Genomic DNA, 20862 nt, shown 5'->3' on the forward strand with positions numbered 1-20862 from the left:
GTAGGTGATCCATCTGTCTGAGACGTCCTCCGGCGGACTCAGTTCTGCGAGAACGTGATCAACAGTGAGGACGGATCAGCACGAAGTATTGCGACGAGGGCGTCGGCTCCTTTATAACGACGAACGGTGCCGATGAAGCCCAGTCGGATCGGCTCATCGGCGGCAGGAGTAAGTTCGGTCCCGGAGGACTCTATGCGCGTGTGCGGAACAATCGCCGATGGTCCGAGCCACCCGAACCTGCGCTTGTAGACCCCACGCAATCCGCTGCTTGAAAAGGTGGTGATGTCAGCGATGGCGGCAATTTTTGCTTGACTCCGACGCAGGCGCTGCGGAGACTTCCGACGCATGACGTTCATTTTCAGAGCGTTGACGCGTGACTCCGAGACGAAGGATTGCATGATCGACACATCGTCGTCGTCGAAGTCCGCGATGAGGGTAACGTTCGTAATACCGGCGAGCCTACGTGCTAGTTGCGGCATTGGATCAGTGCCTTTCGAGATCCAAATGACGACTCTCCGACTTGCCGCGGCAGAACGGACCTCGGACTCTATCGCAGCGAAATGGCGCCTCTTGAAAGGGCGGACCTCAAAGCCGAACTGCTGCGCGCCTGCCCACTGTGGGCCGTCGTCGAAAGCTAGCACGTTGACAGTACCGACCAGTGTCGCGGTAATCGCCATGCTGAGTGCGCGGCCGAGCGAATTCGTTTTGATGGAGTCGCCAATTACAAAAACTTCGGCATCTTTCCTAAAGGGCATCAGACGGCCTTTCGGCGGGTGCGGCATTAGTTTTCCCACGTGTAGCGGTCGCGCGATTCAGTGGCGGGGCATTCACTTGACGGTGCCGCCATGGGTGTCGGGTTCGCGATGATTCACGAATGATTGATGAATTCGCTTGCTGCTCAGTGAGGACTCGTCGAAGGGGGACGATGTCCGCGCTTTGGACCAGGTCGCGAGGGAGCGCGACTGCCAGCACGAACAGCGATGCCGACACGAGCCACGTCAGCAGATCGAAGGAGAACGACATCGTCAGCATTAACGCGATTTGCGCCTTGCCGAGACGGTCGGACTCAAACCAGGACATCGCAAATACTCCGACCATTCCCACGAGACCGACCACTCCGCTGACTGCGAGCGTCCAGATCAAGTGGTTGTCAATAACCTGAAAGCCGTCTTGCTGAAGCAGGCCCTGCGCGAAAATTGCTTCTTCGGAGAAGAAGCCGCTCCCGATCGTTCCAGTAGGGGACGAGCGGTGTATGAGCTGGTCAAAGCTGATCCAGCCCTCTAGTCGGTGAGCGAACGAATCTGATTCCACTGCCTCCGAAGCGATCGCTGAGAGCCCGAAGTCGCCAATCCACACCCCAGCTCCGGCGAAAGTGATCCACAGCACGTTTCTTAGGCGTGTCCTCGTATTCGGGGCAAAGAACAAAAATACTAGTATTCCGACGGCGGCGGCGACGAAAGCGCTGCGTGTTCCGGAGAGTAGCAATCCGGCGCCTGCGATCCCGACGCAGCCGATGCGGAACCATCGCGAAACTCTTGACCCCAGGGCCAGAAAAAGGAGGAGACCGGTCATCATCACGAGTGAGAAGATAATTGGGTGCCCGGTAGTCCCTTGTATTCGTACGAGACCGGGGAGGAAGGGGTTGTAGCGGATTACTGGTAGGCCATCTGTTGAGAGATTTCGGTAGCCAAAGATCGGTTCCGGAAGAATCGTTAATTCTGCGACCCCGATCACGAATTGCAAAAGCAGGGTCAGGCCCGTCCATCGTAAAAGAGGCCTGATGTCAGGAGCGGTCAAGCGCGAAACGACAGGAACCAGGAGGAGTGGGACGCCGACAAGGACGGCCAAACTCAACGGCGATCGCTCGGCGAATAGGGACACGCCGATCGACCAGGCGAACCAGAGCAGGAGGACCCACCGGGAGATCTTGCGCGTCTGAGTCCGGTCTCCGAAGGACCACCCAATGAGCAACATGACCGCAGCTGTCGCGATTGAAGCGTATCGGACGGAATCCGGCGCTGAGGTGCTTGACCCAACGGATAGAACCAGGAGCGCGACGCCCAAAACATAACCACGCAGTCCGACGCCGCGGCGGGGAAAGGTTACAAGTAGTACGAGAAAAGCAACAGCTGCAACGGCTATAAGCATTAGTCTGCGCCTCTTTCGTTATGTGCTTGAACTCTCGCGTCCGACAATCTCATCAGGTCGAGCTTCCTGCCGCTGAGCGATTGGGAGACGAAGCATGCGCGTCTTGACCCTTGTTATCCCCCTGGCTGCGGGCGTCAAACTGCGCGGCTGCGGTACGAATTTGAGCAAAGCCGGTAGCGTTGGAAGGTTTTTCGGACTGCAGTATTGCTCGAATTGTGCATGCCCATCCGCCAAGCTGCGGGATGGTGCGAATGATGCGCTCCGGAATCAAGCGGAGCTTGCCTGGATTCCCAAGGTGCCCCTGGATCAAGCCCCAGATCATCTTAAGAAATTGTTTATAGTCACGACTGAGAGCGGCGGTCAAAATCGGCACAGCAGGACTTAACCCCAGCTCTCGGCGGATTTCCCAGCTTACGAGCCCCGGAGACCTTGAGTATGCGGAAGGCTGATATATGTCTAACTCGTAAAAGATTGAGCGCATCGTCTCCATGGTTCCGGTGATCTGCGCTTCGCTTGCGATGCTCGCTAATTCCTCGGCCGTGAAATTACGGCGCGCGTATTCAACGTAGAAAGTGCTAATATCGGGCGCATCACGTTTCCACCCGTCCCGAATGTGGTTCAGTGCGGAGATCGTCCAACTCCCCGCTCTTGAGGGGGCGAGGCAATCGCGGTTTGCGATGTTGATCGTTGTGCGGTCTTTCCAGAGGAGTTCGAAAGCGACCGATGCATTGGACAAAAAGCCCGGGAAGCCTTTATGGATGTCTAGATCGCAGGGCCAATCGCTGTGTATGAGCGTCACCGAGTGGTTCTCGAGCACCCGTGGTAGCTCCTCGGCCGGTCGCTTCCGCCAACCGTGCTCGATGAGTTTGTCCACGAGGACGTCGACTTGCCTCGGATCGACGAGGATGTCGGCGTCGCTTGGGTGATAGGGCGTGCGGAGGCCGTACTCAATAGCTACTGGGCCTTTGATCGAGAGTGCTCGTACGCCATTCTCATCCGCGAGAGACGCGCAGAGAGCGTGCGCGAGCTGAGTAGCAACGCTCAGTGGTAAAAGCTTGCTCAACTTCGCTTCCTTTCGCTACCTTTGTGCTGCCGGTGAAGAGATGAGGGAGTCGTGTTCGTACAGGCTGATGCTGTTGCTCAATCTCGAATAGGTGATGCGGCGTACGTCCTGCCTCTGAGCGGTCCGCGACGTTTCGTTCCTGTCGTTCTTGAGGGCCCGTCGCTCGTCGCCTGGGACCGACTCGGATCGATTTGCTCGGAGGAGGAGGTCGCAGCCTCGTTGATTTTGGGCTTCGATGTCGACCGTGCGACTGCGCTGGAGGCCGCATCTGATTTTGTGATGCGGTTGCTTGAAATGCAGCTGGTTCATCAAATCCACGAGCCTCACTGAAGCATTCCGATCAGGAGTCGGTCTGAGCCGCGTACTTCGCCTCGGTCGCCGCCTTCTGCGGACGCCACCACGCTTCGTGCTCCCGGTACCACTTCACGGTCGCCGCGAGTCCGGATTCGAAGTCGGTGTAACGCGGCTGCCAGCCGAGCTCGGTGCGCAGGCGCGTGGAGTCGATCGCGTAGCGCAGGTCGTGGCCGGGACGGTCGGTGACGTGGTCGAAGGCGTTCTCGGCGAGGCCGAACTCGTCGAGGATGAGCTTGACGACCTCGAGGTTGTTCTTCTCGCCGTCGGCGCCGATGAGGTAGGTCTCGCCGATCTCGCCGCGCTCGATGATCGCCCAGACGCCGCTGTTGTGGTCGTCGACGTGGATCCAGTCGCGCACGTTCTCGCCGGCGCCGTAGAGCTTCGGGCGGATGCCGTCGATCACGTTGGTGATCTGGCGGGGGATGAACTTCTCGACGTGCTGGTAGGGCCCGTAGTTGTTGGAGCAGTTCGAGATCGTGGCCTTGACGCCGAAGGAGCGGACCCAGGCGCGCACGAGCAGGTCGCTGCCGGCCTTGGTCGAGGAGTAGGGGCTCGAGGGGTTGTAGGGCGTCTGCTCGGTGAACTTCGCCGGGTCGTCGAGCTCCAGGTCGCCGTAGACCTCGTCAGTCGAGATGTGGTGGTAGCGGACGTCGTGCTTCCGCACTGCCTGCAGCAGCGTGTATGTGCCGATGATGTTCGTCTCGAGGAACGGGCTTGGATCGTTCAGCGAGTTGTCGTTGTGCGACTCGGCGGCGAAGTGCACGACCAGGTCCGAGTCGGCGACGAGGCGGTCGACGAGCTCGGCGTCGATGATGTCGCCCTCGACGAGGGTGATGCGGTCGGCGACCGGAGCGAGGGAGTCGCGGTTGCCGGCGTAGGTGAGCTTGTCGAGCACCGTGATCTGGACGTCCGGACGCTCGCTCAGGGTGAGGTGGACGAAGTTGCTGCCGATGAAGCCGGCGCCGCCGGTGACGAGGATTCGCACGAGTACTCCTGCACGTAGTGGAGAAAGAAAGGAGGGGGAGGGAGAGGCGGATTCGCTCGGGATCGACGCTAGCGCAGGCGCGGTCCGCTGCTCGGTGTCACTGGCCCGGGGACGCGGATTCGAGTTGGAGCAGCCGTTTGAGGTAGGCGCCGTAGCCGCTCTTGACCAGGGGGGCGGCGAGGTCGGCGAGCTGGGCGTCGTCGATCCAGGAGTTACGCCAGGCGATCTCCTCGATGCAGCCGATCTTGAACCCTTGACGCTGCTCGATGACCCGCACGAACTCGGTCGCCTCGATCATCGAATCGAACGTCCCCGTGTCCAACCACGCCGTCCCACGATCCAGGACCTGCACGTTCAACCGGCCCGACTCGAGGTAGCGCTCGTTGATCGTCGAGATCTCCAACTCCCCCCGAGCCGACGGCTCGATCGTCTTCGCGATCGCGACGACGTCGTTGTCGTAGAAGTACAGACCCGGGACCGCGTAGTTGCTCTTGGGCGACTGCGGCTTCTCCTCGATCGACAGAGCACGGAACTCGTCATCGAACTCCACCACCCCGTACGCACGAGGATCCGCGACCTGGTACGCGAAGATCACCGCACCCTCGATGACCGTGTTCGCCGCCAACGCCGTCCCCAGCGCCGTCCCGTGGAAGATGTTGTCCCCCAGCACCAGCGCGACCGAGTCGTCGCCGATGAAGTCCTCACCGGTCAGGAACGCCTGCGCCAACCCGTCCGGCGACTCCTGCACCGCATACGAGATCGACATCCCCAGACTCGACCCGTCACCCAGCAGCGCCCGGAACTGATCGTTGTACTCCGGCGTCGTGATCACCAGGACCTCATCGATCCCGGCCATCATCAACGTCGACAACGGGTAGTAGATCATCGGCTTGTCGTAGATCGGCATCAACTGCTTCGAGATGCCCTTCGTGATCGGCCACAACCGCGACCCCGACCCACCCGCCAGAACGATCCCCTTCATCGAGCCGCCCTCGGCGAGCGGCGGAACGACGACGGGAGGACGCGAGGCGAGCTGCCGCGTCGGCGGAGCGAGGAGCACGCCGGGTCGAGGGGAAGGAGCTGAATCACCCATCCAAGGTACCCCGGGCAGGTTTCCGGAAAGTTGCCCAGGAGGGTGCTTCGAGCCCGACTTCGGCGCAGCGTGGCCCCCTGTGAGGGCCCGGCCGGGTGAGGAAGGATCGACTTGCTCTGTGCGACTCCGAGGACCTTCTCCCCTAGGCGCGCTTCGATGTGCTCTCCCGCGGACGTCGCCGCGGGAAGCGGCGCTCGACGAGCGCCTCGTAGACATCGAGGTACTCACGGGTCATCCGTGAGACGTCGTAATGATCGAGGTCGAGAACTGCGCGAGCGGCGTACTCCTCTCGGACCTCCTCGTCGTCGAGGAGCAGCGCGAGCTCGGCGGCCAACCGGTCGACGTCGCCCGAGGGGAAGATCCGAGCGGCGGCGCCGAAGCCTGCGACCTCGGGCAGGCCGTCGGCGGAGCTCACGACGCAGGCGAGTCCCGCTTCGCGCTCCTCGATGACGACGAGCCCGAACGGCTCGCGCCGAGAGGCGGCGACGGCGATCGATGCGCCGAGCATGTAGGCGCGAGGATCGGGAACCGAGCCCGTCAGGTGGATGCGGTCTTCCCACTCCTGGCCGCGCGTAGGAGCGAGTACGTCGGGTTCGTCGAGGTTGCCGACGAAGTAGAGGTGCGCGTCTGGTCGGGTGCAGGCCACTCGCCCGAACGCCTCGACCAGGAGATCCGATCCCTTGCGGCGCGTGATCGATCCGACCGCGATGACGGCGGTCCCCTCGAGCGGTGCAGGGGCGACCGCTCCCTCCCGGCGGGGGGATCCGAGCGGCGCGTTCTGAATGGTCGTGGTGCGACCCCAGCAGAGCAGCCGACGTCCGAAGTCCCGCTCGTTCGCTCGGCTCACGCATACGACGACGTGGGAGAGCCCCATCACGCCCACCCCGCGCTGGAACTCGTTGTGCACGGTGGCGACGCGGGGCGTCAGCGGGGCTGCGAGCGCAGCGAGGAGGGCGGGAGTGAGGGTGTGCGAGTGGACGACGTCCGCTCGGAACGCCCGCAGGAGCGTGCGCAACCGCAGCATCAGGAGGGGGACGGCACGAGGAGACCGGCGCCGGAAGTCCAGTACGGAGGTCTCCACCCCGTACGCCTCGACGAGCGGGGTGAAGTCACCGCCCGCAGAGGCGATGTGGACCGTGTGCCCCTGCTGCGCCTGTCGGATCGCGAGATCGACGACGACGTTGTTGATGCCGTTCGCCGAGTTCGTCAGCGTGTCGTTGAGGTGGAGGATTCGCATGCCACGCCTTCCGAGGGGATCTGCACCCTGTCCGTCGCGAAGAATCGCACGCACGACGCGTTTCCCGATGCTCGTGAGCCGATTCGGCACCTTCTGTCGTCCTCGGCGTCGCGGGGCGGGACGGACCTCCGCGCCCGGTCGTTCCGTCGGCAACTCCTGCTGCTTCTTTCCGCGTCGCGATTCACGCCAGGAATTCGACTGCGGGACGCTCGGCCCTAGCGTCCCCTCGTCTGCGCTCTCCGCCTGAGCGCAGTCAGGAGGAGGCGTTGGCCGCGTGGATGCTGTGACCGTCTGCATGACCGCCCGGAACGCGGAAGCGACCATCGGGGGATCGATCCGGAGCCTGCTCCGTGCGCTCGGATCGAGCGGGAGGATCCTCGTCCGCGACGACGGGAGCTCGGACCGGACGGGTGACATCGTCCGACGAGCGGGCGATCCTCGCGTGCGGCTCCTCGACGACAGCTCCCCGCTGGGCATCCCGGGCTCCCGCAACGCCCTGCTCGACGAGGTGCGGACCCCGGTCTTCGCCGTTCTCGATGCGGACGATCGCGCATTCCCCTGGAGGTTCCGACGTCAGCTGGGCCTCCTCGCGACCGGCGTGGATGCGGTCTTCTCTCCTGTCGTGGTGCGCAAGCCGCCCCTCCCGATCCTGCGGCCGCAGCTCTTCCCCGCGCTCTCGACGGCCGCGGTGCCCCTCGCTCTTCTCCTCGAGAACCCCTTCATGCATCCGACGATGACCGCGCGGACGGACGTGGTCAGGGGCCTCGGAGGGTACCGGGCGGTCGCGGCGGAGGACTTCGACCTCTACCTCCGGGCGTGCACCGCCGGGCACCGTCTGATCCGCGACGCGGTCCCCACGGTGCTCTACCTCCGCCATTCGGGGCAGATCACGGTCGACCCGACCTGGAACCGCTCGAAGAGCGACACTTCGCTCGTCGAGGAGGCGTTCGGCCGGCTCGGCGCGGAGACGCTCGGGTTCGTCCCGTCCTGGTTCGCCTGGCGTCGCGCCGGCTTCCCGAGGGGAGGGGCCCCCGAGCACGTCACCGAGCAGCTCGACGCTGTCGAGGCCGCGGTCCGCGTCCTGCGGCCGCTCGAGCGGCGGTACCTCGGCTCCAGGCTCGCCCGGATCCGCTCGGCGGTCGCGGCGTGACCGCGACGACGGCGAGGCCGGCCCTGACGATCCTCCTGGTCGTGCCCGGCTCGTGGCACGCGCCGGAACTCGAGCGTGCGTGGAGCGAGCAGGGCCACCGGGTGGTCGTCGTGACGTCGGAGCCGGAGGCCTTCCCGGGAGCGGACGTCCGGCCGGTCCACGTGGGGACAGCAGGGTGGACCTCTTCCCACGGTGCATTCCAGACGGCGCGGCTCGCTCTCTTCAGTCGCCTCGCGGCCCGCGTCATCGCCGGTGCGGACGCCGACGTCCTCGTCGTCTGGGCCGGAGCGGCTCACGAGCTCGGACCACGCACCCGGCTCCCGAGGGCGACCGTCCTCGTCAGGAGCGGCCCCCATGTGCGCACGCAGGCCCGGCTGCTGGCCGACTCGCCTCGCGGCTCCTGGCGCCCCTCTGCGTCCGCCGTTCGGCGGGGGCAGCAGGAGTACGCCCGTTTCCCGGTGACGGTTCCGACCCGGGCGATCGCGGCCGACCCCGCCTGGGGCTCGGTCCCGGTCGTCGTGAGCGGCTACGGGTTCCCTCCTGTGTCCGTCGACCTCCCCGAACGTCCGGACGGACCCCTCCGGCTCGTGACGCTGGGCGAGCCGGAGTGGCGGACGGGGATCGATCGGGTCGACCGTCTGGCGAGGCTGGAGGACGTCGACTACATCACTCTCGTCGCGGAGAGGAGACGATCGCTCGACTCCCTCGACGCGAAGCTGCGGTCGGTGGGACGGCAGAGTCCCAGCGGCGTGGCCGACATCTTCCGCCGCTCGCACGCGATGGTCCTCCTCAGCAGGGAGGAGGGGCAGCAGCGCGCCGGGATGGAGGCGATGGCCGCCGGCCTGCCGATCATCGTGACGCGCGAGACCGGACTGGCGGCCTTCTGCGAAGACGGCGCCGGTGTCGTCGTGGAGGCGGACGCGACAGCGGACGACTACTCGGCCGCGCTCGCGAGGGTGGCGGCCGAGTGGAGTCTGCTGTCCCGGCGTGCGCAGGAGATCGCTGCGGAGCGCACGTGGGCTGACCACGCCGACGAGGTCCTCACCGCAGCCCTGGAGATCGTCCATGCGTGACGACCGACCCGGCAACCATGTTCTGCCGCAGCGCGTAGCGCTCCGGCTCGCCGCAGTCCTCGCACTGCATCTGACGGCATCGGCCGGAGTCAGGGGGCTCATCGTGAAAGGCGAGGCGCTCGCGTGGCAGGGCATCCGCGCGCCGCGCAGCTCGGCCGACGTCGATCTCTGGGTCGACCCGAGGCGATTCGAGTCCGCGCTCGCCGCTCTCCGCGCAGCAGGGTGGGCTCGTCGTCCCGAAGCTCTGAGCTGGACGCTCTTCATCGACCACTCGGTGACTCTCGTTCACCCCTGGTGGCCCTGCGACATCGACGTGCACCGATCCTTCCCCGGTGCGCTGTCCGCGGAGAGCGCCGTCTTCGAGTCCATCTGGGCGTCCAGAGTCCTCATGCCGTACGAGGAGTCGGCGGTTCCGGTTCCCGACCGGGCCCATCACGTCGTCGTCCATGCGCTCCACCACCTGCGCAGCGGCCGCTCGGCGGACTCGCGCGCCGCCGTCGAGCGGCTCGCGGTCCTCGTGGGCGGCTGGTCCGCGGCGGATCGAGAGGCGGTGCGGGACGCCTCCGTCGAGCTCGGCGCCCAGGGCCCCCTGGCGGTGCTGCTCGAGGAATGGGGAGTGCCGGCGGACGCCGACCCCGCACATCGGACAGGTCAGTCCCTCTGGGAGGTGCGCCGTCGGTCGGACCGCCACACCTTCAACTGGCTGCATGCGATCGCGATCGCTCCGTGGCGGTTGAAGGGCCTGCTGATCGCACGCGCGGTCTTCCCTACTCGCGCTGACCTGGAAGCCAGCCACCCTGCCCTCGTCGAGCGCCCCCGATCGATCGTCCGTCTGCGCATCAGAGCCGAGCGCTCCCTCCGAGGCCTCCGGCGCCTGCCCTCCGCGGTCGCCGATCTGCGCGAGGTCGCCCGGCTCGGACGGGCCGACGAGCGGAGCGGAGACCGAACCGTGATCCCGCCCGCGGAGCACCTCGGCGAGACAGCCGTCGCAGCCCCGGCGGCAGCCGTCGACGACCCGCGGTCGCCTCGGTCGAACGCCGGTCAGGCGCCGTCGGCGGGTTTCGTCGTGGAATCCGATGGTGACGACGTCTACGTGCTCGATCTCGGACGTCCCGACGAGGCTCCGGTCGTGCTCTCCAGCAGCGGCTACGAGATCTGGCGCCGGGCCCTCGTGCACGGGGAGTCGAGTGCTGCCATCGTCCGCGACCTCTCGGGCGTCTTCGGAATCGACCCGCACCTCATCGAGGAGGACGTCGAGAACTTCGTGGCCGACCTGGCCCGGTACTTCCCGACGGCCGCGCCTCGGTCGACAGGAGGAGGACGGTGACGCCCCGCGGCGGCCGACCGTTGCGCATCCTCCACGTCCTCGACACGTTCGAGAACGGCGGAGCGCAGCGCGTCGCGCTCTCTCTGGGACTGTGGAGCAGCAAGCACGACTGCCGACCCGGATTCTGGGGAGCGGACGGCCCGCTCGCCGCCGGTCTGACAGCCCCGACCTTCGTCGTGCCGCAGCACCGCTCCTCGTTCGTCAGGGAACTCCTCTCCCTCGATGCAGCAGTCCGAGCCTTCTCGCCGGATCTTCTGCACGCGCACCAGCGGCGGCAGGCGCTCCTCGCCCACCTCGTCGGCACGGTCAGGCGCGTTCCGGTCGTCGAGCACGCGCACACCGACCTTCCGACGCGGGACCACCGATTCCTCTCGTATCGCTCCCGCCGCGTCTTCGCTGTCTCCGATTCGATCCGCACCATGGTGGTGACCGACTTCCACCGTCCGGCATCACGAGTCGTCGCCACGGGGAATGCTCCTGCCCACCTGTCGACCGAGAGCTCGGCGGCTGCCGACTTCGCTGCCGAGCCGCTGCACATCCTCGGGATCGGGCGGCTGACGGAGCAGAAGGACCCCGAACGGTTCATCAGTGCTGTCGAGCACCTGGCCGCCCGTCGACGCGTCGTCGGGCGGTGGGTGGGCGACGGTCCGCTCGAGGAGCGCCTCAGGGAACGCGTGCGGGCGGCCGGCATCGTCGAACTCGCGGGAGCGAGCGCGGACATCGTCGGCGAGCTCGACCGCGCGCACCTCCTCCTGTCGACGTCGAAGTGGGAGGGGACCCCACTCGTGCTCCTCGAGGCCATGGCTCGTGGACGTCCGGTCGTCGCGACAGCGGTCGGCGGAGTGCCCGCCCTCCTCGGGGACGGGCGTGGAGTGACGTTCTCGCCGGACGCATCGGGTTCCGAGATCGGCGATCTGCTCGACGAGGTCCTCGCCGATCCGGAAGCCCTCCTGGATTCCGCCGCCCGAGCCGAGCGCTGGGTCGAGGACAGTGCATCCCAGGACGTCGTCTTCGCTCCGATCCTCACCGCGTACCGGCTGATCGGACGGCGACGATGACAGCGCTCGGAGGCGTCACCGTCATCGCTCCGTGCCACAACGCCCAGCAGAGCCTGCCCTCCTTCCTCGTCCGACTCGGCGAGACGCTCGGGATCGGCGACCGGGTCGTGCTCGTGGACGACGGATCGACGGACGGCACCCACCGTCTGCTGGGGGAGTGGGTCGACGGTCGGAGCGGAGCGACGCTCATCCGCCTCGAGTCCAACGGAGGCGTCGCGGCTGCTCGGAACCGGGCTCTCCTCGAGAGCACGACCGATTTCGTCTGGTTCGTCGACGTCGACGACGAGTGGGAACCGCGCATCCTGCGGACCCTGCGCGAGGAGGCCTTGCGGGCGTCGGCGGACATCGTCGTCTGCCGTGCGCTCTACAGGATCGGAGCGGACCGGTCGGGACGGGTGATCGACGGTCTCGCGCGCCGAGAGCTCGTCTCGTCCGAGACCGCACTCGAGCGGATGGCGCTCGGGAGGATGCACGGCTTCCTCTGGAACAAGCTGTTCCGCCGGAGCATCCTCCACGAGCAGCAGTTCCCGCTGCTGTCGTCGCAGTCCGACTTCGTGGGTGTCCTGCGGGCCGTGCAGGAGGCGCAGCGGGTCCTCTTCATCCCCGAGGTCCTCTACTCCTACCTCTACACCGCCTCGTCCATCACCCGCCGCCGGAACCCGGACCTCGGGAATCTGCTCACGTGCGCTCACGAGATGGATGCCGCGCTCGAGAGGGTCTTCGACGAGGTGCCGGCTCGGCTGAGCGACTGGTTCACGACCTGGTTCTACGCGATCCCCGTCGCGCTGACTCCCATCCGCCAGAACTCCGATGCGGAGCTCGTCCGCCGTGGCGTCGCCCTCGGCTCAGCGGCGTTGCAGGACGTCCATCTCCTCCGCTCCGCCCGTCGGCCCAGACTCCTGCTCCTCGCGCTCGTGCTCAAGCACGCACCCGTGCTCTTCGCCGCGCTCAGTCGAGCGCTCTTCCGCATCCACGACACCGCTCGCCGCGTGTCGAGCCGGAGCGGCGGTGACGGATGATCCGCCCGGCCGTCGCGCCCGCCGCTCCCGTGAGTACTCGCGATCGCAGAGGAACGCACCGATGACCTCCTACATCACCGGCCGTCTCGAGTGGATGCCCGCCAGCATCACGTCACTCGATCAGGCCGCCGACGCCGTCCTCGAGCTGGCGAGGGGCGGCCGGGACGAGCTCGTCGTCACGCCCAACACCGATCACTTCGTGCGGTGGAAGCACTCGGAGGCTTTCCGGCGGCACTACGGACGCGCGGCGCTGGTGGTCCTCGACGGCGCTCCTCTCGTGTGGCTCGCGCGAGGCTACGGCCACTCCGATGCCACCCGCGTCACCGGTATCGACCTGTTCACGGAGGTCTGCCGACGAGCTGCCGTCGAGGGCCTGGCCCTCGCGATCATCGGCGGGAGGGAGGGAGTAGCGGCGCGAGCCGCGGATGCTCTGCGTCAGCGGTTCCCCGGGATCGTCATCAGGTTGGCGGAGGGCCCGAGCAGCAGCGACCTCGACGATCCGGCCTATCTGGCAGCCCTCGCAGCCCGCCTCCGCGCAGAGGGCGTCCAGATCCTCGCACTCTGCCTCGGCTCACCGAAGCAGGAGGAGGTCCAGGCGGCACTTCTGCGCGCAGGCGGGAGCGGGGCCGTCTCCCTCGGGGTCGGAGCCGCTGTCGATTTCCTCGCGGGCACGGCGGTCCGTGCGCCGATGATCCTGCAGAAGCTCGGTCTGGAATGGCTGCACCGGCTGGTATCCGAGCCTCGGCGGCTCGGCCGGCGCTATGCGACGGACGCGATCCTCCTCGCTCCGAGCCTGATCGCTCTGGCGCGCTTCCGGATCGTCCGTCGGCACCACCGCAGTCCCTCCTCCCCGGGCGACAGGACGTGAGCACCGCGTCGGCCCGTCGCCGTCGGCCGGTCGGCCGTGCGACAGCGCGTCGGGTGCTGGGCTTCGTCCTGCTGCCGCTGCTCAACGCTGTCGCCCCGCTCCTCGTGCTGCCGATCGTGACGGGCCGCTTCGGACAGGAGACGTTCGCGGCGCTCGTGGTTGCTCAATCGCTGGGCTCGGCCGGGGCGGTGCTGGTCGAGCTCGGCTGGGGCGTCAACGGAGCCCAGCGCGTCTCCCGTCAGAAGCCGCGGAACCGGGCCCGCACGGTCGCGCTCTCGACGCTGACCAAAGCGCTCGTCCTCCTGCCGACATCCCTCCTCCTCGTCGTCGCGGCCGTCGCGCTGGTCGAGCCGGGGCACAGGGTCGAAGCCGCCCTGATCGCGGTCTCCGGTGCGTTCGGGAGCCTCAACACCGTCTGGGTCTTCATCGGGATGGGTCGTCCGTCGCTGGTCCTCCTCGTGGAGTCCCTCCCACGCCTCTCGCTCCTGCTCGCTTCGGCGGTCGGCATGGCGCTCGGCGGGCCGTTCTGGCTGTACGTCGCCGCCTCCGTGCTTCCCGCCGTCTGCTGCCCACTGCTCGGCATGAGGGTCGTCGGCACACGGTGGAGGGACCTGCGCTCCTTCGGCTGGAGGCACGTGCTCCGCGCGACACGAGCTCAGTTCAGCGCGCTCAGTGCGCGAGCGCTGAGCGCGGTCTACATCGCCTTGCCGGTCGCCCTCGTCAGCGCCGTCGCACCCGCCGGCACCGTCGCGGTCTTCGGAGCGCTGGAAAGGTCGCAGCGCATGCTCCTGACCGGTCTGCAGGCCTTCCCCAACGCGATGCAGGGCTGGGTCGGCGGTGGTGCCACCCGCGACATCCGGGTGTCGCGGTCTCTTCGGGCGATCGCGATCAATGCCGGTATCGGTGCGGTCGCGGGTCTGCTCTTCGCGCTCGCGGGCCCGGCTCTCGCCGAGATGCTGTTCTCCGGGGTCGTCGAGTTGACCCACCGCGAGACGACCGTCGGCGGAGCGCTGATCCTCCTCGTCAGCGTGTCGCGAGCAACCGGGGGCCTCGCACTCGTCGCGGTGCGGCGGGTCTCGGGGATCACCTGGAGCGCGCTGGCGGGCGCCGCGCTCGGACTGCCGCTCGTGCCGCTCCTCGCGGCCTCGCACGGGGCTCTCGGCGCTGTCATCGGGGAGGCGTCGGCCGAAGCCGCCGTCCTCCTCGTACAGGTGGTCGTCCTGCGACGGCGACTCGTGCGGATGCGCGCGGAGCAGAGCCGTGTCCCCGGAGACGAACACCCGACCCCTGAGGAGAAACAGTGAAGCCGCTCTCGATACTGCAGTACCGCGTCGACGACCGTTCCTACCCGCGCAACTCGCGGATCAGGTCGTCCCTGCGCTCCGCGGGCCACCGCGTCGCAGTGCACGATCGCTCGCGGGCGACCTCGCTCGTCCGCCGAGCACTCGTCGACCTGCGATCACTGATCATCGATTCGAGGGGCGCCGACGTCATCGTCGTCTCCGAGTTCTCCCTGCCCTTCGTCCCGTTCGCCTGGGCGGTCGCGAAGGCGCGTCGCGCGGTCCTGGTCGTCGACTGCTTCGTCTTCAGATACGAGACGACGGTGCTGGACTGGGGTGCGCGCTCGCCGAGGTCCCTGCGCGCGTGGATCTACCGGCTCATCGACTGGTGGTCGGTCGTCCTGGCGGACGTCGTCCTGGTCGACACGCGGGTCCGTGCAGCCAGGATCCGGAGCGGTGGCCGACGTCGGCAGGTGGCGCTGTCGCTGCCCGTCGGAGCTCCCGGCTGGGTCTCCGCGAGCCCTCACTCCGAGGGGTCACCGCTCCGAGTGCTCTTCTACGGCTCGTACCTGCCCCTCCACGGGGTCCCCACGATCGTCCGAGCTCTGATCGAGCTTCGAGACGAGGACGTGCGGTTCACCTTCGTCGGGACGGCCCAGCACGACGGGGGCGTCCAGGACATGCGGCGGCTCGCGGACGAGGGCGGAGCGGCGCACCTGTGCCGTTTCCTCGACGCCGTCCCTGTGATGGAGCTCGACCGGCTGCTCGCCGAGCACGACGTGGTGCTCGGCGTCTTCGGGGGATCGGAGAAGGCCGGTTCCGTGATCGCGAACAAGGTCTGGCAGGGCCTCGCCGCCGGGCGCGTCGTGGTGACTCGGGAGAGTCCGGCTCTCGATGAGATCCGCGACCTCGTCGGGGATCAACTGAGGACCGTGCCGCCCGAGGATCCGCTCCGTCTCGCCTCCCAGCTCCGCCGACTGCTCGCGGAGGAGCCGTCGGACTACACGGGTGCGAGCGCGTCGCTCGAGCAGTACGTGACGAGCGAGTTCGAGTGCTTCCTCGGTGAACTCGAGCGACGAGCCCGACGATGAGCGCCGACACCCTCCTCGCTGTCCTGGTCGCGGCCGTCGTCTGGCTGATCCTCGCGCTCCTGATCCCGCGCGCCGTCGCCCGACCGATCGTCCTGGGTGCGGCGCTCGCCGTCTTCTTCGTGTTCTCGAACGACAACCAGTCCGGCGCGATGCTGTCCTACGCTCTCGCCTTCCTCAGCGCGTCCTCGATGATCTGCCTCGTCCGGGTCCCCGCCCTGCCGGGCAGGCGATCACGCGCCTACCTCCTGGCGGCGTCGTGGTGGTCGGTGGTCCTCGTCGGCTCGGTGCTCATCGCCGAGACCTATCCGCTGGTGAGGATCGCGAGCTACGGCCTCGCCTGCGTTCTCGTGGCTGTCGTCGTCGGTTCGTTCTCGTCCGACGAGGTCGCTCTGCTGCTCCGGATCGTCCTCGTGCTCGTCCTCGTCGAAGTAGCGCTGGGCTCCTACTGGGCGGTGAACTCGATCGAGCCGGTGTGGGGGTACCGCAACGACGATCCGCGACCGAACCCCCTCTTCGACGGGGCCTTCCCGCGCGGGCAGGGCACTCTCGGCCACCCCATCTTCTTCGCGGTCGCCTGCGCGGTCGGGCTGCTCGTCGTGGTGACCGATGCCGTGCGGCTCGTACCCGCGGCGCGGATCGCGTCAGGAGTCGTTCTCGTGACGGGGCTGGCGATGTCCGGAACGCGGAGTGTGATCGCGGCCGTCCTGATCTCGTGCGGGTTCTGGCTGATCGCCGAGTCGAAGCGCAGCGGTCTCGTCAGGAACGCCGCCGTACTCCTGACGGCAGTCGGAGCCGCCCTCACGTTCTCCTCCTATCTCGGGTCGATCGTCGCAGCGACGATCGACTCCGGTTCGTACGAGCAGCGCGCCTCGTCCTGGGGATCACTGCCGACGGTGCTCGGGCGCTCCGACGTCGAAGTGCTGTTCGGCTCCGGCGTGGGATCGGAGATCAGTCTCTACACATCCGGGATCCTGTACTCGCCCTACAACTTCCAGGTCGTGGACAACTGGATCGTCTACCTGCTCGCCACTCAGGGGGTCGTCGGGCTCGGCTTCTTCGCGGCACTGTGCGCGGTGCTGCTCGCGACGGGGGATTCGACGCGGCGATCGCTCCTCATCCTCTTCCTGGTGCTGACGTTCTCGTTCGACCTCCTTCTCGCGCCGTTCCCCGGCGTCCTGTTCTTCCTGGTCGCAGCGCTCCCGCAGCGGACGTCTGCTGTCCAGCAGCTCAGGAGCCCGGCACCGATCGTGGTGCGACGTCGGCGCGAGTCGGCGGCTCGACGGCTGCCGGAGCGGGTCGGCACTGCCTCCCCCCGCGGTCGGCACGGCTCGAGCACCTCCTGGATCGCGCCTCGATGACCTCGCCGTCGCCACGAGGAGAGCGTGACGAGCGCCGACTCGGCCGAGGACGGGGCGGCGGGACGGGGGCTGCCGAGTATCATTGCCGCGTTATGGCACGCATCTACGACTGCTCCGTCGACACGGACCTCCTCACCGGCACCCGGCTCGCGCGAACGGCGATCGGACGCGGTGAGCTCGTCGTGCTGCCGACCGACACGGTCTACGGAGTCGCGGCCAACGCCTTCGACGCCGCGGCCGTGCAGCGCCTGCTCGACGCGAAGGGGCGGACGAGGCAGTCGCCTCCGCCCGTCCTGATCGGCGATGTCGCCGCACTCGACGCCCTCGCCGAGAACGTGCCGGAGCCCGTGCGCGAGCTCGCGAAGGCCTTCTGGCCCGGCGGGCTCACGATCGTCCTGCACGCCCAGCCGTCGCTCGTCTGGGACCTGGGGGAGACCAAGGGCACCGTCGCGCTGCGCATGCCCAACAACCCCGTCACGCTCGAGCTGCTCGCCGAGACCGGCCCGCTCGCCGTCTCCTCCGCGAACAAGACGGGCCGTCCCTCCGCCACCACCGCGCAGGAGGCCTTCGAGCAGCTGGGCGACGCGGTCGACGTCTACCTCGACGCGGGTGCCGCGGGCACCGGCTACACCGAGCGCCCGGCCGGAGCCAGCGAGTCGTCGACGATCGTCGACGCCACCGCTCTGAGCTTCGAGGGCGGGACGCTGCGCATCCTGCGTCAGGGCGTCGTGTCGGCCGAGAGCATCCGCGACGTCGTCGGGGACCTGCTGCCCGACGAGTCGGCGCAGGTCACCCCCGCTCCGGCGGTCGCCGAGGCGGAGCCCACGGGGGAGTCGTTCGACGCCTCGCTGCCGATGGAGCCCGAGGTCGAGCAGCCCGCTCCCTCCGCCCGGCCCGACTGGGCCTCGGGCGCGCGCCTGCAGGACGAGCCGGCGGCGAGCGGCACCGCGCGCCCCGACTCCGCCCCGGGTGAGTAGCCCGTGATCGCCTTCGTCCTGGTCTCGCTCGCGTGCGCGGGCGTGACCTTCGCGCTCTCGTTCATCATCTGGAAGCTCGCGCTCAGGTTCAAGCTCTACCCGAAGATCAGGGTTCGCGACGTCCACACGCGGCCCACGCCGCGCCTCGGCGGAATCGCGATGTTCCTCGGGATGGTCGTCTCGTTCGGCATCGCCTCGCAGGTGCCGTACTTCCGTCTCGTCTTCGCGAATCCCGAGCCGATCCTCGCGATCCTCGGGGCCAGCCTCCTCATCGTGCTGATCGGCGTGGCGGACGACATCTGGGACCTCGACTGGACGACGAAGCTCGCCGGGCAGCTGATCGCGGCCGGGCTGATCGCCTGGAAGGGCGTGCAGATCGTCTCGCTGCCGATCGGCGGCCTCACGGTCGGCTCGCCCTGGATGTCGCTGATCATCACCGTGCTGGCGATCGTCCTCGTCACCAACGCCCTCAACTTCATCGACGGGCTCGACGGACTCGTGGCCGGAGTCGCCCTGATCGCGAACGGCGTCTTCTTCCTCTACAGCTACCTCCTGGTCCAGCGCACCTCGCCGACGGACTACTTCAACCTCGCGTCGCTCATCGCGGTGGTGCTGGTCGGCGCGTGCGCCGGCTTCCTGCCGATCAACTGGCGCCCCGCGCGCATGTTCATGGGCGACGGGGGAGCGCTGCTCGTCGGCATGCTCATGGCCACGGCGGCGGTCGCGGTCACCGGTCAGATCGACCCGGCGCAGCTGAAGGCCAAGGAGTTGCTCCCGGCGTTCATCCCGATCATCCTGCCGTTCGCGATCCTGATCGTGCCGCTGATGGACTTCGGCCTCGCCGTGTTCCGCAGGCTCCGCGCCGGCAAGTCGCCCTTCAGCGCCGACCGGAAGCACCTGCACCACCGGCTCCTCGACATGGGCCACTCGCACCTGCACGCGGTCCTCATCTTCTACTCCTGGACCGCCGTCATCGCCTTCGGCTGCCTCCTGATCTTCGTCGTCGACGTGATCTGGATCCCGCTGGCGTTCCTCGGCGTCGGCCTCGTCGCCTGCACCGTCGTCACCCTCGCTCCGCTGAGCCGGCGCAAGCGGCTCGAAGCCGCCGCCCAGTCGGCGGAGGCGTCGCCCGTCCTCGATCCCCTCGACCGCGCGTCCGCAGCGGACCCGGTCGACCCTCCGGTCGGCCTGCCGCTCGGCCGGGACACCGCAGCGCCCTCGACGGCGCGGAAGGAAGCATCATGACCGGAGACATCCCGGCCACCACCCGCCCCCAGCCCGCCTCGGTGCCGATCCTGCGCCGCACCCTCGTGCTCGGCGGCGCGTTCATCGCCGCTCTCGCCGTCGTCGGTGCGATCGTCGGCGCCCTCGTCGCCGGGGGAGAGGGCGCGATCGGCGCGCTCGTCGGAGCCGTCATCGGCGGAGTGATGGTCGCGCTCACGGCGGTCAGCATCCTGGTCGCCAACCGGCTCGACATCGGCGGCTTCTTCGCCGTCGTGCTCGGCATGTGGCTGGCGAAGTTCGTGCTGTTCGTCATCGCCGCACTGGTCCTCCGCGACCAGCCGTGGCTGAACAGCACGGCCATGTTCGTGACGATCATCGTCGCAGTGCTCGGCTCGCTCGCGATCGACGTCCTCGTGGTGTCGCGCTCGCGGATGCCGAACGTGAGCGACATCGCCAGGTGAGCGCCACCCGTGCGCTTTCTGAGAGCGACACGATTCGGCTCTCAGGCCGTTCTGTTGCTACAGTAGGGACGAATCCGCAGGCGAACGTGTGCCCGTCCTCAGGTCGTCTCATCGTTGATGTCGGTCGTCGAGTACGAACGCCGTCCGAGCGGAAAGACCCCCACCTTTCGTCGTCGCGAGAGCGTTGTGTCCGAATGATGAAGATCATCCGGCTGCCGCGTGCCACGCCCCGAATTCCAGGAGCTAGCGCTGTTTGCTAACGCTGTGACCCTGTTGGTCTCTGCCTCGACCGGTGAGAGTGACTTCCACACCCCGTCGATCTCGGAGTTCTTCCCGCCCGGTTTCCTCTTCGAGGGAACCCCTTTCGAGATCAACCGCGTCATGCTGGTCCGCTTCATCGCGGTCATCGCGCTGATGCTGTTCTTCTGGCTCGGGACGCGCAAGATGCGCATCGTGCCGGGACGCTTCCAGAGCGTCGTCGAGATGGCCTTCGACTTCGTGCGCGTCACGATCGCCAAGGACATCCTCGGTGAGAAGGACGCCCGTCGCTTCCTCCCGATCCTCGTGACGATCTTCTTCGCGATCATCGCGATGAACCTCACGGGAATCGTGCCGTTCCTCAACATCGCGGGAACGTCGGTCGTCGGGATGCCGCTCTTCCTCGGTCTCGTGGCGTACGTCACGTTCATCTACGCCGGCATCAAGGACCGCGGGATGGGCTTCTTCAAGAACGCCCTGTTCCCGCCCGGAGCGCCGTTCCTGATCTACTTCATCCTCACGCCGATCGAGCTCCTGCAGACGTTCATCATCCGTCCGCTCTCGCTCGCCCTCCGACTCGTGATGAACATGATCGTCGGCCACCTCCTGCTGGTGCTGTGCTTCTCGGCCACGCAGTTCTTCCTCTTCAGCTCGCAGGTCGACCCGGGCTTCAAGCTCTTCGGTGTCGTGACCTTCGCCTTCGGAGGCGCCTTCACGCTCTTCGAGCTGCTCGTCGCCGTCCTCCAGGCGTACATCTTCACTCTCCTCGCAGCGGTCTACATCCAGTTGGCCGTCGCCGAGGAGCACTGACACCACAACTCACGGGCTCCCACCCGTT

The 20862-nt window shown here is 67.3% G+C and carries 20 protein-coding genes; 14 read left to right on the top strand and 6 right to left on the bottom strand.

The features are described from left to right. Positions 1–38: 38 nt before the first annotated feature. The 3 genes from AC0CID_RS01550 to AC0CID_RS01560 all read right to left on the bottom strand — a co-directional run bounded on the left by AC0CID_RS01550 (position 39) and on the right by AC0CID_RS01560 (position 3211). Positions 39–755 (bottom strand): hypothetical protein, encoded by a 717-nt coding sequence (locus AC0CID_RS01550; RefSeq protein WP_465225551.1) that lies wholly within the window; start codon positions 753–755, stop codon positions 39–41. Then, positions 745–1797, bottom strand: a complete 1053-nt coding sequence (locus AC0CID_RS01555; RefSeq protein WP_465225552.1) for an O-antigen ligase family protein — start codon at positions 1795–1797, stop codon at positions 745–747. The genes AC0CID_RS01550 and AC0CID_RS01555 overlap by 11 nt, the downstream gene beginning before the upstream one ends. A gap of 403 nt (positions 1798–2200) precedes the next feature. Next, on the bottom strand, positions 2201–3211 hold the full coding sequence (locus AC0CID_RS01560; protein WP_465225553.1) for a nucleotidyltransferase family protein: 1011 nt from the start codon (positions 3209–3211) through the stop codon (positions 2201–2203). A 51-nt stretch (positions 3212–3262) separates the two neighbouring features. Here AC0CID_RS01560 and AC0CID_RS01565 point away from each other — a divergent pair, with 51 nt between their 5' ends. Beyond that, positions 3263–3541, top strand: a complete 279-nt coding sequence (locus AC0CID_RS01565) for a hypothetical protein (RefSeq protein ID WP_465225554.1) — start codon at positions 3263–3265, stop codon at positions 3539–3541. Between the two features lie 10 nt (positions 3542–3551). On the opposite strand, the gene rfbB is transcribed toward AC0CID_RS01565, so the two are convergent. From rfbB to AC0CID_RS01580, 3 genes are all read right to left on the bottom strand, one after another. Beyond that, positions 3552–4550, bottom strand: a complete 999-nt coding sequence (gene rfbB / locus AC0CID_RS01570) for a dTDP-glucose 4,6-dehydratase (RefSeq protein ID WP_465225555.1) — start codon at positions 4548–4550, stop codon at positions 3552–3554. Between the two features lie 97 nt (positions 4551–4647). After that, on the bottom strand, positions 4648–5532 hold the full coding sequence (gene rfbA / locus AC0CID_RS01575; RefSeq protein ID WP_465225556.1) for a glucose-1-phosphate thymidylyltransferase RfbA: 885 nt from the start codon (positions 5530–5532) through the stop codon (positions 4648–4650). Positions 5533–5785: 253 nt separating this feature from the next. Beyond that, positions 5786–6880 (bottom strand): glycosyltransferase family 4 protein, encoded by a 1095-nt coding sequence (locus AC0CID_RS01580; protein ID WP_465225557.1) that lies wholly within the window; start codon positions 6878–6880, stop codon positions 5786–5788. Positions 6881–7154: 274 nt separating this feature from the next. Here AC0CID_RS01580 and AC0CID_RS01585 point away from each other — a divergent pair, with 274 nt between their 5' ends. From AC0CID_RS01585 to atpB, 13 genes are all read left to right on the top strand, one after another. After that, entirely contained in the window at positions 7155–8030 is an 876-nt protein-coding gene (locus tag AC0CID_RS01585) for a glycosyltransferase family 2 protein (protein WP_465225558.1), read from the top strand. After that, positions 8027–9103, top strand: coding sequence for a glycosyltransferase family 4 protein (locus tag AC0CID_RS01590; protein WP_465225559.1), 1077 nt, complete (start codon positions 8027–8029; stop codon positions 9101–9103). The genes AC0CID_RS01585 and AC0CID_RS01590 overlap by 4 nt, the downstream gene beginning before the upstream one ends. Next, the gene (locus AC0CID_RS01595) at positions 9096–10430 is read left to right on the top strand and encodes a PqqD family protein (protein ID WP_465225560.1); all 1335 of its coding nucleotides are present in this window, start codon (positions 9096–9098) and stop codon (positions 10428–10430) included. The genes AC0CID_RS01590 and AC0CID_RS01595 overlap by 8 nt, the downstream gene beginning before the upstream one ends. Then, positions 10427–11488, top strand: a complete 1062-nt coding sequence (locus tag AC0CID_RS01600) for a glycosyltransferase (RefSeq protein WP_465225561.1) — start codon at positions 10427–10429, stop codon at positions 11486–11488. The genes AC0CID_RS01595 and AC0CID_RS01600 overlap by 4 nt, the downstream gene beginning before the upstream one ends. Next, positions 11485–12507, top strand: coding sequence for a glycosyltransferase family 2 protein (locus tag AC0CID_RS01605; protein ID WP_465225562.1), 1023 nt, complete (start codon positions 11485–11487; stop codon positions 12505–12507). The genes AC0CID_RS01600 and AC0CID_RS01605 overlap by 4 nt, the downstream gene beginning before the upstream one ends. 61 nt (positions 12508–12568) lie before the next feature. Further along, positions 12569–13375: a WecB/TagA/CpsF family glycosyltransferase gene (locus AC0CID_RS01610; protein WP_465225563.1), complete on the top strand. Its 807-nt coding sequence runs from the start codon at positions 12569–12571 to the stop codon at positions 13373–13375. Continuing rightward, positions 13372–14679, top strand: a complete 1308-nt coding sequence (locus AC0CID_RS01615; RefSeq protein WP_465225564.1) for an oligosaccharide flippase family protein — start codon at positions 13372–13374, stop codon at positions 14677–14679. Before AC0CID_RS01610 ends, AC0CID_RS01615 begins: the two co-directional genes overlap by 4 nt. Beyond that, on the top strand, positions 14676–15746 hold the full coding sequence (locus tag AC0CID_RS01620) for a glycosyltransferase (protein ID WP_465225565.1): 1071 nt from the start codon (positions 14676–14678) through the stop codon (positions 15744–15746). The genes AC0CID_RS01615 and AC0CID_RS01620 overlap by 4 nt, the downstream gene beginning before the upstream one ends. Beyond that, complete coding sequence (locus tag AC0CID_RS01625; RefSeq protein WP_465225566.1) at positions 15743–17104, top strand: hypothetical protein; 1362 nt, start codon at positions 15743–15745, stop codon at positions 17102–17104. Before AC0CID_RS01620 ends, AC0CID_RS01625 begins: the two co-directional genes overlap by 4 nt. A gap of 92 nt (positions 17105–17196) precedes the next feature. Then, a complete protein-coding gene (locus AC0CID_RS01630; RefSeq protein WP_465225567.1) occupies positions 17197–18081 on the top strand; it encodes an L-threonylcarbamoyladenylate synthase in 885 nt (294 codons plus the stop codon). 3 nt (positions 18082–18084) lie between these two features. Beyond that, the gene (locus tag AC0CID_RS01635; RefSeq protein WP_207402961.1) at positions 18085–19326 is read left to right on the top strand and encodes an MraY family glycosyltransferase; all 1242 of its coding nucleotides are present in this window, start codon (positions 18085–18087) and stop codon (positions 19324–19326) included. After that, complete coding sequence (locus AC0CID_RS01640) at positions 19323–19766, top strand: hypothetical protein (RefSeq protein WP_465225568.1); 444 nt, start codon at positions 19323–19325, stop codon at positions 19764–19766. The genes AC0CID_RS01635 and AC0CID_RS01640 overlap by 4 nt, the downstream gene beginning before the upstream one ends. 264 nt (positions 19767–20030) lie before the next feature. Continuing rightward, positions 20031–20834, top strand: coding sequence for a F0F1 ATP synthase subunit A (gene atpB, locus AC0CID_RS01645; protein WP_207402959.1), 804 nt, complete (start codon positions 20031–20033; stop codon positions 20832–20834). Positions 20835–20862 lie beyond the last annotated feature (28 nt).

This window comes from Rathayibacter sp. AC451 (genome assembly GCF_979253095.1).